We start from the raw sequence: 12,864 nt of genomic DNA on the forward strand, positions 1-12,864 counted from the left end.
TCTCGGGCCAACACGATGTTGGTCACGAAGGCGTTATCACAGGATGTGATGCTTTTAGCCTTCGTTCCTCTATTGCTGATCCCCAAGGAGTCGCCCAGCCTCCACTCCAATCAACCACTTCTTTTAGCATGTATCTTCTGGCATGTCATTCATTCTAATTAATAAAGATTAAGAAACTAAATTTCAGCAATGTTTTTTATGTGGAAAGCGAAGCGGCAGCAACAAATGTTTTCTGTGCGAAAGCGCAGTACAACGTAGCGGCAGCAACAATATATCTTTGCGAAAAGTGAGTAGCCTAGAACGAAAATCCCCTCATAAAGCGCAATATTCACAAAGAGTACCTTGACCATTTCTGTTTTTTAACCATTAGTAAGGACTCCAATTTCGTTGATTGAAGCCCTTATCAGTTATTCCTTTACTCTTACTGCTGTTCCGTATGCTAATACCTCTGATGTGCCATCCATAACAGATGATGTGGAAAATCTTACCCCAACAACGGCATTTGCCCCTAGTCGTCTTGCCTCTTCCTCCATATCTTGCGTGGCAGCTTCTCGGGAGCGAACGAGCATTTCTGCATACTCCTTCATCTCTCCTCCAACAATATTACGAAGTCCCGCCATCATATCGCGACCAATATTTCTTGATTGTACAGAGTTACCTTTTACTAAGCCGAGTGTTTCTACAATTTCTTTTCCAGCCACAATATCTGTTGTTGATAGTAACATACAAAACGCCTCCTATTTTTTATATTTTTGAACGGCTTGGACAGCTTCAGCGATGGAAGTCGTAATCACTCCCGTGCGCTTAATCAAACCAATAACAAATAAATTACGATAAACAAACTGATTTTCAATTCCGTCTCGTACAAGTGCTTCTATTTTCATCATATTGTCTCGACCTTGTTGACGAACATCTGTAAAGACACCTACGATTGGTCGATCCAGCATCGCAAATGCACCTATTTCTGCTGCTACACCTGAATCAATCTCAACACCATCTAAAACAGCTACTAATACATCGCTATTACGCAACATTTCTAAATCTGCTTGTGCAATCGTCAAACTATCTGCATATGCCGTTTTATCGTTTATCGCGTCATTCTCCTGAGGGACATATAATTCGATACCTGGTACTGCCTCTCTAATTGCCGCAGCGAGCTGTTCGTTGACTAAACGATCTCCTAAAGAAAATAATCCATTTGCTAAGTATGCCTTCATGTTAAAACTCCTATTCCAATATTTTTTCAAACACTATTTTATGTTGATTTTTGTTATCCACAAAAGTTGAGACAATATCAAATCCGTGTTTAAGATTTGTGATGAGCATTGCTTTTCGCTCATTCCTACCATATGTACGAACTTTTATCAATTATGCCGAGGCATAATTGCGTCCAGAATCGGCTTTGTGCTTAGGCCTGCACGATGCAGGTCAGTTAGCCGTTATCGCATGGATGCGATGATTTTAGGCTAACATCCTTTTTAAGAGCTCCTTTCCGATTCCGTGACATCCGCCGGAGGCTTTAACTTCTTTCAGCGGTTGTTTGGACACCCGCTGAAAAGTAGCTTAAATCCGTATTCATCTCACCACCTATAGAGGTGGGAGACTTCTGCTGAAAGAAGTTAAAACCAAGTGCCTGCAGATGTTCATGCTGCCGCTTCATTAATTGACTGGCAATTCCTTGAACGTTTCAACCAATTATATGGAACGCCTTCAATTGTAACAATATTTCTTTATCAAACCTATCTCAACTATCATTAATTATAGCAGAAAAAAGTTAAACTATTATTTTCTGCAAAAAGTTCTAATCAAATATTGAATATAGCGATCTTCATACAGTGCTAAAGGGTTTATCCTAAACTCCTGTTCTCGAACAGGTGGACTGAACTGAAAAAGATACCTGAGAGAATAGAATTCAATAAACATTATTTCAAAATTGTTGGATTTGATGCTGGAATAAAAGATCCGGATATAAGAAGTACTATACTACTAATACTAAAAAGAAACCCAAGTATTTCGAACAAAAATTGACCAAAATGCATGGGTTTTATACATTTATTTAGTTTTTATAAAAAATTTGAATAAATCGATCTTTAAGAATTAAATTCAATTACTTCTAGTTTGCGAGAATTAATGTAAGGACTTTTTAAATTATAGATTATTATTTCATTTTTTCTATGCTCATTTTTCTTAATAAATAATTTTAAGAAATTGAAATCGTGTGTGGAAATTATGAGTTGCTTTTCTATATTGTTTAAAACATCACACATAGTATATTGATTAATATCATCCATATTTTGAATTGGATCATCTATTCCCACAAAATTTAATGAATGAATTTGTTGTTCTTGATTAATTGCTAAAAATATTGATATAGCTAATACATTTAATTGCCCTGAACTTAAAATATTTTTAGCATTGCTTTTCCCAAATGGTTTATCACTTAATTCTTTGTTATAAGCTACTTTTATATTTAATTGCTCTTCGCTTCCCTCAAAGCACAGCTCACAATTACTTGGAATTGGATCTAAATATCTAAAGTATCTTTGTACAGTAGAATAACTTTGGTTAAGAAAGTCTGAAATTCCATCTCCAATAAAGCTTTGTTTTTGTTGTTTGTATTTTTCTAATTCCTCTATATAAGAATCTAATTTGCTTATCATAGATTTCAAATCATTTTTACTTTTTTTAACAATCGAGATTTGTTCTAAAACTGAGGTATTAACTCCTTGTTTTATTAACAATTCTTTAATTAAATTTAACTCATCTATTTCTAAATCTATTTCTTGTATGGACTTTAAATACAAATCATTTATCTCTATAAATTTTTGATTAAATTGATTCTCATTTAACAAATTTTCCAAATTAAATATCATTAATTCAAAACTCAAAATGTCATTTTCTATTTCTTTTATTAAAGAAATTATACTTTCAAATTTCGTATTCACAAAAGTTTTTCTAGCTTTATTCTTATTTATGCTTTCTGTTAAATCTTTAAGAGATTTTATTTTATATGTAACTTTCGAAGTTTTTTCATACCCTGATATGTCATTTGATATTTTTTCTATTTTTAAAATTATTTCAATAGCTTCTTTTCTTTGATCTATCTCTTCTAATTTTTTAGATATCTGATCTTCTAGAAATAATGGTTCTTCTAAAAATAAAAATTCGTCAAATAAATCCGATGATTTATAGTTAATTAATTCTCTTTCAAAATTCCTTATTTTAATTTCATTTTCTTCTTGCTTTGTTTTTAGCGTTCTAACTTCGTCTGCTAACTTTTGTTTTCTAGTTTCCAGATATTTTGATAATCTTATAGTTCTTTCATAATAACTACTCTCTTCATTAAGTATACTTAAATAATGATTTAAATTTTGAGCAATATCTATATTTAAACTATCAGTCTCCGAAGAACAAACAGGACAATAATTTAAATTATTTTTATTGGTATATTCTTGAACATCCCTAATACCTGAAATTAACTTAGTTAAAACTTGATCTTTATTCTCCTCAATAACTTTCTCTATTTTTTCTAATACAAAATTATTCTTTTGAAGGCGACCACTAATACACCCTAACTTTTCTTCTATAGAAATACTCAAATCTTTTGAAGGAATATTAAGATTTCTAAACTTTACAGCAGACAGATTATATTCGAGCTTCATTCTTTCATTTCTCAATAATTCCAGTTTTTCATTTAATTTTTCAATATTACTTTCTTCAATATTTAATTCTCTCAATAATATCTGTAGACTAACTAGCTCTTTTTTTAATCCGTTAACTTTTTCTAAATTTGTCTCTAAACTTGATAAACTTAATATTTTATTGTTTAAACGTTCTAATAGCTTTTCAGCTTTTTTCTTTTTATCTAATAGGTATTCTTTTTTAGACTCATTATCATTCAAACTATTCTTTAAATCATTAAAGTTAATATTTTTCTTCTCATCTTCTATTTCGGTATAAAACTCTTTATATTTCTCCAATTGGTTTTTCGCATTTAATCTCTTAGCTATTTCCTTTTCCACATAATTCTTTATATTATTTTCTGATAATTCAACGCTATATATATCCGCTAATTCTTCTAACTTTTCTTTCTCAAAAGAAACCATTGTCTCTTTCTTATTTGTTATTGCCTTGTCTAACTCAATAATTTTTTCAGAAAATTTATCTTTCTTTTTTTCTAAACCTTTCAATACTTTTTTAAAATTATCAAATTCAATCAGCATTGATTTTAAACCCATTATATTAGCTAAAGCTTTATACCTTTCTTTAGCATCTCCACTTGTAATAAAATCTGTTACTTGTTCTTGGGATAGAATATAAGCTTGTTTTAGTAATTGACTAAAATTTCCTCTTTCATATGTAATAGTATTTGCTGTGTGCATTTTCAGAAAAGATTCTATTTGTTCTTGACCAATGAAAACATTCCCATCTTTAGACTTAATTCGTACTTGTAAATTCCCAACATTCTCATTCGTTACATTAAAATATCTAATTAGAGTGTTTCCTTCGAAAACTAAAGTAACTGCTACTTCAAAGCTCTCTCCATTATTAATTCTTTTATTAGCAATATCATATTTAAGCTCATTTTCAGAACCCTCAAATCTGTTTATCTTTCCGGTTAAGCACCATTCAATAGCATCAAAAAAAGTACTTTTACCAAATCCGTTAGCGCCGTATAGAAGTATAACTTCCTTTGATAAATCAAATACTACCTCCCCCATATAATTTTTAAAATTCTTTATTATCAACTTTTCAATATTCATAATCCATTTCCATCCCTTGCATTAGATTATTTACTATTTCTTCAATTTGATAATCTTTCAATTTAATATTTTTACTATCATAATTTTCTAAAAGTGAAAATAATATTTTTACGTCACTAGTATTTTCAGTTTCTTGTAAATCATCTGGATTAGCTATACCTTCATCTGTTGTATTATCTAAAAATGGGATACGCCTTAAATCGCTTTCATCTCTAACAACATATTTTCTTAATGCTATATTATTTCGTTCTATCATGAAAAATTTTTCATACTCCATTTCTTCATCTGTACAAAGTACTAAATAACTATTATAAATATTTTTACTTTGCTCTAACAATATAAGCCGTATTTGATTAGAATAAAATTTTATATTTTCAAATTCCAATTCTGTATGGATTTGTTTAAGAAAAACACTGATTGTTTCATTTTCGTATAACGAAAAGCCTACTTTCTCTGCATCTGCATTGTCTAATTCCTTAAAATTCTTTTGAATTAATCTATTGTGTACAATATTAAAATTACTCAATCAATATCCTCCTTTAATTCTTCTAGCATTTCTCCTAAATATTTTTCTATATCTTCCTCCTCCAAAGCATCGTAAAAATCTCCTTTCATAATATCTCCAGGTAATAACTTGGCTATAATAGGAACTTCATTCAATTTTTGATCATCTTCCAACCCTTCAATATCTATTGAATCCTTAACATATATCTTTAGGGATTCAATACTATTAAATCTTTTATCATTATAATTTTGTAAAATCACATTTAAATCAATTCCCATCAAATAAAGTTGCTCTTTTAAACTTGCATTTTTTATAATCACATTTAATTTTTCAATAGCTACAGACCTCTTTTTTGGAGCTTCCATTCTTAAAAACGCATAGATCACTTCCATACCTTCAAACTTTTTCGTTACTAACGATTCGTTTTTTCCAAATACCACCTTTTTATTATTACTCAATGTAAGCATTATTATTAAAGTAAATAATTCTAATAAACTATTTTCTTTCATAGTAAGGGTTAGTTTTGAATATCTTTGCGTTTTATTTGTACCATCAAATAAACGTTCGAATAAGTTTTTTATATCTCCATTTTCATTTGATATCCAGGATTCTAAATACTCCTTATACTGATAAATTAGACGGTTTACGATTTCCGAATTTTCAAAGTCTTTTACATTAGTTAGTAATTCGCCTATTACTCTATTAATAAGTGTTATACTATCATGCTGATTTACTGCTACACTAGCTTGAAATAAAGCTTTTCCTCTTAGGCTCTCTAATAAACTAATTACTATATCCTTTGTAATAATTAAACGTTCATTATTGTTTTTATCAGTACATTTTTCAAATAGATAACCTATAATAAAATGCAAATCTGATATTCCAATAGATATATTCTCTCCATAACCCTTAAAAATAATTCTACTAAGCTCCATACATAAATGATCTTGAAACTTATCTATTTCTTGCAATGATAATCCAGTATGTAAATAAAAACGATTTAGCAAAACCTCTATGCTTTCTTCACATTCATTCAAATAACTTAGCTCTTTTCCCTCATCATTAAACACTTGTTCCGATAGAACTTTTAATAAATCATCGTCTTTAGGAACGGTTTTATTAAAAAGCTTGTTATCTGTATAGTGATCGAAGTTATAATCTCTAGTCCGAAGGAAATGATAACTCGAATATAGTTGAAATTCTGTTATGTAACCTTCAGATTTTTTTGTTAAAGCTGCATTTAATAATAGTTTATCCACCCAAGAATTAGTTTGAAGGAATTTATGTTTATTGATTTCTTTCTTGCTTCTTCTGTATAATCCTGAAGCTGGAGACTCTGTAACATTCAACTTAATTTTTTGGCTAGATTTAACTTGTACAAAACGAATTTTATTTTCTTTCCCAACAACAATGTCATCATGGTATTCCATAATAACAAAATCCCATTTGTCTTTTAACATCTCTATAATGTATTCAATTGTAACCAAAAATTGATAATAAAATCCTGATAGCGCTGTCAATCCACCTGTTTCACTAACATCAGTGGTTATTAGGTATTCTGCAATTTCTTCTCCTTTTTTATTCCGAAAATGTTGATTAATAATCTCTTCTCTATCTGAATCAATAGGAATAATATTATCTCTTTTAGCTATATATTCATCTATAATATTCCTTAGAGTATGTGTCATTCTGTCTCCTTCTTAAATAAGTTATTCTAAAATCATTAAAGTTGATATTGCTTTTATTTTCAAGTACTATATCTATCACTCAACTTCTCACGTATTGTTGTTCGAAATAGATTTGAAAATTGATGTCTATTTATATTGACCTAATTTAATTCCATCTAAATTATAACTTTTATCCCTAAATAATTCTATGTTTCTAATTAAAACCTTATGTTTTTTTGAATTCACACCTTCTTATGTCATTGGTGAAATACATACATATTTACTTTTGTTATTTTTTCAGCTTATGTTCCCATACCTCATCAAATGCTTTTACTCGACTAATTTCAAACATATCTTTTTCTTGTTTTCTTGCATAAATAAACCTACATGAGCATATTGTATACCAATTTATTTTCCGTTCTTAAATCCTTTTACACTACATTTTTAATAACTGACTGCCTGTAATGTGATGCAGCCTTATTTAAACAAGAAAATTAGCCAGCGCAAACAATTGCACCTTATTCTGTTAGGTCATTAAATATAGTCGATGTTTGTTGTAAAAATACTGGAGTTTCTTCATAATCTAAAGTTAATCGGATTGCCCCTTTTGTATTCAGTAGCAAATCAGCGATTGCATTGTTCATTCTTGCTGCATTCCAGGCTGTCGCTAAAATACCTTTTGGGGAATTCAACTCCACTTCATACTCAAGTAGTAGCTTAATCACTTCCACTTGCTTGAACTTGACCGCTTTTTTTAGGACCGTATCTCCTAACTTATCCTCAACCTCTAAATCTACGTTTCTCTCAAGGAGAAGTTTAATACCTTCAAGCGGCATTCGATTCGTTACAAAAAGCATTATCGGCGTCCTTCCTCTTGAATCCCGTTCGTTCGGGTCAAGCTGATGCACAGCCGTACTTACTATCTCCATATCTTTGGATTTACTAACCTCTGCCCAATTCATTTATATCCCCCTATAATTACTCCTACCTTATCCCATTCAGTCGCTTCCACGTTACGTGTCAAACTAGCACTATTTAAAAAAATCTCCCACTACGAACCCAAAGCACACCATTTGGTTTACTGTTCGTTTTAGCGGGAGACTATATTTTATCATCCGATTGTTTCCACAACGTTTCCTTGCTGATCTTTAATATACGTTTTTGCAATTTGAATGGAAAGTCCAGGTATAGATGATACTTCAAACTCTTGTTCTTGCGGCTTCAAGCTATGATGGAGTTCCATAACTGCCTTGTCATTTAAAGTGATGGTAACATCCGCTTCCTCCACACTATACCCACATGTTTCACCTGGCTCAAATACAACTCGGATTTCTTGACTAACTAAGGTCAGACTTTTCCCTTTTAAAATCCGTCCGCGTAATAGCTTGCCGATTATTACTGCTTGCTTTGCCCCTAGCGTAAATTTATTAGATTGTTTGCTGAACAATCCCTTTTTGCCCTGCTCCCAAGCCAGTTGGTCTACGAATAAAAAGCCGGTACTAGAGCCCTCTTCATCCATTCCTTTTTCTACTGCTCCTGCAATGGATGGAATCTGTAAAAGAGATGCCCGAGACAAATCAGTAACATAGCTCGGGATATACTCAAGACCTGCATTTAGCACTCCCATTGTATTCCACGTTTGCATCGCCTCAAGCTCATCGCCTGTAATACCTACCATTTGAATAAACTCCACCTGACCATTTGGTGTATCAATAGCAGGCAACTCGGAATCTAACGTAAATGCAAGTGCCGTTAAAAGCGTGTCCGCACCTTGGCAAATTGGACCATTAGCATCCAAGTAATCACCTGATCTGAAAACATTGCCACTGTTAAACACATATCTTCCCATGTTTTGTAGTAAATTTAACGCCCACGCTGGTGGCTCCTCATCATCTTCATTTCGGGCAAGACGAAATGTTAACTCAAACCCATATCCGCTGTATTCAGCATTTTCTGATTCTTTTTCATATAACTCGGAAAATCCATAAGTGACAAAATGCCAGTGTGGAACTGGTGTCTCACTCTTATACGCACTAATTCCTTCAAGCGGATCTTCGCCTCCTAATAAGTAGGGAATTACGGTCCCATAATGCTTCGGCTCTTGCTCTCCATAAACTTTTAATAATTCCTGATCAATCGCATCCCAGCCAGATGTATTTAATTCTTCACCCATCAATAACGCCCCCTTATGTATTTTTTAACTTCCTTTTAGCAGATGTTTGGACACCTGCTGAAAAGTAACTTAAACCCGCATTCATTTCATCAACTAGAGGTGGAAGACATCTGTAACTGCCTTTTCACTATCCATATTCGCTGAAGGAAGTTAAATTATATTCACTTCAGAATTCTACTTTAAAGTATATAATATACTCCAAAGAGAATAATACCCAACCGATTACCTTTAATTTTATAACAGAATAGTTTTATGTTCATTAATCGGTGATGGACATAGAGTAAACTATTGAGACTTAAGCATCATATTCATTGTTAATCTGTATCGACATCAGCCTAGAACGACCGTAAAATATGAAGCCTTGGAGGATATCTAGATACGCCGAGGCCTCATGATAGCGAGGGTAAAAAATAATTAGAATGTCGGGGTTTGTCCTTAACCGTATAACATTGCTGGTGAACGTACACTTTGTAAATAGTCTGCAAGCTTCCCTGCGTATACTTTTTCTAAATAAGGTAATTGTGCGATACAATGAGGTGTCATTAATGCTGGGTTTTGATAAACTTTCAGCCCTCCAACCTTTAAAAGCATCGCCACAAATTGCGAGCAAAAATAGGCACGCTCTCTTCGTACCTCCTTTTGCATCATCACGCCAAAGAGCCCAATAAAATTATATTTATAGCGATCACGATTCCAATGCATATATTCTATAATTTTCATCATCTCTAAGTATTGATAATGAGATATTTTACAACGATAAATGACACAATCGGCTGTTTCAAATAGCCCTCTTTCTGCGTCTTCTCGCAAAAAACCCCCACTTAAAGGATTGTTTAGTTGTCTACGCCCAAAGCTATACATTCCAAAGAGCTCCTCATCAAAAGCAATGGACGCATGATTCATCTCTTTTCCTGTATACATACTTATAGCTTTTGATAATAATGTACCTGTCTTTGTTAATACTATGTAAATGGTGTATGCCATTTCCTCACCTACTTCAATATTCTTTCCTACTACCAATACGTTTTAAATATTCAAACGGTTTCATTTATTTCCTTTTTCTATAAGTATATATAACGAAGGTAATTTTTCTCTTAGCAAAAAGTGAAGATTTTCTTAATTTTTTTACAAACGCTTTTAGAGTTTATTAAACCACCTTTATTTATATGTCTTAAATCGTATTCTTATGTGTGTCACTGAGTACTTGGGTATATGTATGTATGAGAGGATATGATGTTAAATGCGATTGTAGAAGGATATGATGAAAGTTTGAGAGCTAAATTTTTACTAGATAACAGAAGAAAGAGTAAAGTAGATAACTAATAATGGTCTGCACCCCAATTGATAGTCACAATTGAGGTGCAATTCCCATACTATCCATTTTTCAACCTAAGTTTTCCTGCTTGTTATACTTTAATTCTTCACCGTTTTCTGACAATTATTTTGATATATACTTATTGCTTCTTTTAAAAATATTTGCTCCTGTTCTGTAAAAGGATTTGGAAATTTGAATGTTTCTGTAAATGGTAGCTTTTTTTCAACTAAATCTAAATTTCCTTTCAAGGTTTCATTCATAAGTTGTAGTAGTGTTCTAACAGTTTCTTGAGCTTCTTTTGAAGAAGGTATAGCGTTTGTAAACGTTAAATGTTTAATTTCCGATAAAACTTTAGTCCATTTTCTATCTAAATCGATTTCATCAGATTTATTTATACTAAATAATTCATCAGTTATATCTTTTGAAAAGTGTTCTTTAAACCATGTTTCGGTGTTTTCAGCAAACATTAATTTTTGTAGCATAGCACAAAATATCTCGATATTAATGATTTCCTCATCTTTCACTGTTTCAATAAGATGGTTTAAATCAGATAATATATTTATGATTTCAAGTTTTTTTGCTTCAAACAACTTTTTTTGATCGTTTAAAGATTTTAAGATAATTTCACCTTTAATCTTGTTTTTTTGCAGCATGTCTTTAATTTCCTTTAGCGACAAGCCTAGAAACTGTAATGACTTAATGTTTTGCAAAGTAGATAGGTCCTCTGTAGAATATAGTCTATGTCCGCCCTCTGTATAATCACTTGGTTTCAGTAGGTCTATACTGTCATAATAGCGTAGTGTTCTAATACTAACACCAGACTTTTGTACAAGCTCACCTATCGTAAATATACCTTTCCCCACAAATTATTCTCTCCTTATTGATTGACTTTAAAGTAACGTATTACGGGATAAGAAAACTTTTTTCCATTTAAAGTATAAATTGCAGCAATTAAAATTAGTATTGTTTCAAGAATAATAAGCGCAAAAGAAATCATTGAAACTGCGCTCCATTTTTTAGAAATAAAAGTTAATAACAAAAAAACCGGGAAGAAAGTAAAGTGAAGGTTCATCCCTTCTTTTGCATGGTCAGCAAAATATTTATTCTTATTCTTCGATACTAAGTATACCAATATTGGTAAAATAAAGGTTAACAATAGTGAGAACAGATGCATTAAACTTGCCAATCCTCTATTTAATAAACTCTCTTTTTTCATTGTGCTGTTCCTCCAATAGCTTATTTGATTGTTACCTTTTGAATTGAGTAACTAATTTCATCATAAAAGGTGACGCTACTAGAGATTCAAGGACAAATTTATTAAATAATTTCATAGGTAATTACCGTTGCACTTTTGTTACAAAAAACATTAGTGGGATGAAGTTCGAGTGATCTCTTTCTCCTAAGCCTATTAAGATATACACAATAAAAAAGAGCAGCTTTCGCCACTCTCTTCCTTGTATATAAAAAACCTACAATTAAAACATCTACCTCTACTACAAGTTCAACAGCATTCTTTAAATCAAATTACATTATTTATTAATCCCTTATTATTTTACATCTTTAATATAATGGTTTTTGAAATCCATTAAGATGAGCTATAAGTGCAATTTGTCCGATATGATAAGTTTCATGCATATATACATGATTAAATACCCAGTTCAGCGTTGGTTCTGAAGGAGGTTTCCATCCATCATTAAAGTTTGGTACCTCAATTAACGTATTTAGCTCAGATAAGTTTACCGAGTGTAAAATTTCATCAGTATAATGCCTTATCTGAATATAACCATCCAATATTTCCTTCGCTGAACTTTTTTCGTTTAGGTTTAAAATACATGCATTTTTCATCGCAATTTCATTAATCCAGTAATCCTCACTACTTGCAATATGAGCAATAATCCAAGCAAGCGTGTTTGGATAAATATCGGATTGTAAAAACCAAAAATTTTCGTCTAGAGACTTTAAATAAGGAATTAGCGTTTTTCTAGCGTCATTTCTATATGGATAAAGCATTGTAAACTCCCCTTCTTCTATCCTGGTCCAAATTTTGATATATGACATCCCCACAGTCATTTTTGAATATCTTTAAGCATTTTTGGTTCTATTGTAGTTAATATAGCTGCTGTTATTTTTAGTTTTCACTACACTATGATATAATCTTGTTACTGACTAACCTATTGAGCTGTAGCGATGCCGTACGCTACAGCTTTTTTTAATAAATAAGGACTAACTAACACTATTTATATGCCTTTTTGCAAATGTGGAAGGCGTAAATGAGACTTTATATTTCCCTGCAAGTTCCTGGCTTACTTTTTCTGTTAATTTCAGCCCTTGTTTATTATATTCCTCTTCAAGTTCAACCCCATCTGGAACTATTCCATCTTTATCCCAATCAATCCATTTCCCGTAACTCTGTACCCAATCAATTAATGTTAATTTTAAAT

Annotated in this window: 11 protein-coding genes; all 11 read right to left on the bottom strand. The window is 31.7% G+C overall.

Annotation, left to right across the window (positions count from 1 at the left end):
• Window positions 1-407: 407 nt before the first annotated feature.
• Window positions 408-725 (bottom strand): YbjQ family protein, encoded by a 318-nt coding sequence (locus tag ACQKN2_RS21760; protein WP_427416791.1) that lies wholly within the window; start codon window positions 723-725, stop codon window positions 408-410.
• A 12-nt stretch (window positions 726-737) separates the two neighbouring features.
• Window positions 738-1,217 carry a nucleoside 2-deoxyribosyltransferase gene (locus ACQKN2_RS21765; protein ID WP_427416792.1) on the bottom strand — a complete coding sequence of 160 codons (480 nt, stop codon included), beginning with the start codon at window positions 1,215-1,217 and terminating at the stop codon, window positions 738-740.
• Window positions 1,218-2,090: 873 nt separating this feature from the next.
• Entirely contained in the window at window positions 2,091-4,763 is a 2,673-nt protein-coding gene (locus tag ACQKN2_RS21770) for an AAA family ATPase (protein WP_427416793.1), read from the bottom strand.
• Window positions 4,753-5,289, bottom strand: a complete 537-nt coding sequence (locus tag ACQKN2_RS21775; protein WP_427416794.1) for an ABC-three component system middle component 1 — start codon at window positions 5,287-5,289, stop codon at window positions 4,753-4,755. The genes ACQKN2_RS21770 and ACQKN2_RS21775 overlap by 11 nt, the downstream gene beginning before the upstream one ends.
• On the bottom strand, window positions 5,286-6,956 hold the full coding sequence (locus ACQKN2_RS21780) for a dsDNA nuclease domain-containing protein (protein ID WP_427416795.1): 1,671 nt from the start codon (window positions 6,954-6,956) through the stop codon (window positions 5,286-5,288). The genes ACQKN2_RS21775 and ACQKN2_RS21780 overlap by 4 nt, the downstream gene beginning before the upstream one ends.
• 497 nt (window positions 6,957-7,453) lie before the next feature.
• Entirely contained in the window at window positions 7,454-7,897 is a 444-nt protein-coding gene (locus tag ACQKN2_RS21785) for an ankyrin repeat domain-containing protein (protein ID WP_427416796.1), read from the bottom strand.
• A 149-nt stretch (window positions 7,898-8,046) separates the two neighbouring features.
• Window positions 8,047-9,108 carry a suppressor of fused domain protein gene (locus ACQKN2_RS21790; protein ID WP_427416797.1) on the bottom strand — a complete coding sequence of 354 codons (1,062 nt, stop codon included), beginning with the start codon at window positions 9,106-9,108 and terminating at the stop codon, window positions 8,047-8,049.
• 435 nt (window positions 9,109-9,543) lie between these two features.
• Window positions 9,544-10,092, bottom strand: coding sequence for a hypothetical protein (locus ACQKN2_RS21795; RefSeq protein ID WP_427416798.1), 549 nt, complete (start codon window positions 10,090-10,092; stop codon window positions 9,544-9,546).
• Window positions 10,093-10,521: 429 nt separating this feature from the next.
• Entirely contained in the window at window positions 10,522-11,286 is a 765-nt protein-coding gene (locus tag ACQKN2_RS21800; RefSeq protein ID WP_427416799.1) for a MerR family transcriptional regulator, read from the bottom strand.
• A 14-nt stretch (window positions 11,287-11,300) separates the two neighbouring features.
• Window positions 11,301-11,639: a DUF4870 domain-containing protein gene (locus ACQKN2_RS21805; RefSeq protein ID WP_427416800.1), complete on the bottom strand. Its 339-nt coding sequence runs from the start codon at window positions 11,637-11,639 to the stop codon at window positions 11,301-11,303.
• A 344-nt stretch (window positions 11,640-11,983) separates the two neighbouring features.
• Window positions 11,984-12,433, bottom strand: a complete 450-nt coding sequence (locus tag ACQKN2_RS21810; RefSeq protein ID WP_427416801.1) for a DinB family protein — start codon at window positions 12,431-12,433, stop codon at window positions 11,984-11,986.
• Window positions 12,434-12,864 lie beyond the last annotated feature (431 nt).

It is taken from the genome of Lysinibacillus sp. NPDC093688 (assembly GCF_050280145.1).
Lineage (GTDB): Bacteria > Bacillota > Bacilli > Bacillales_A > Planococcaceae > Lysinibacillus > Lysinibacillus xylanilyticus_B.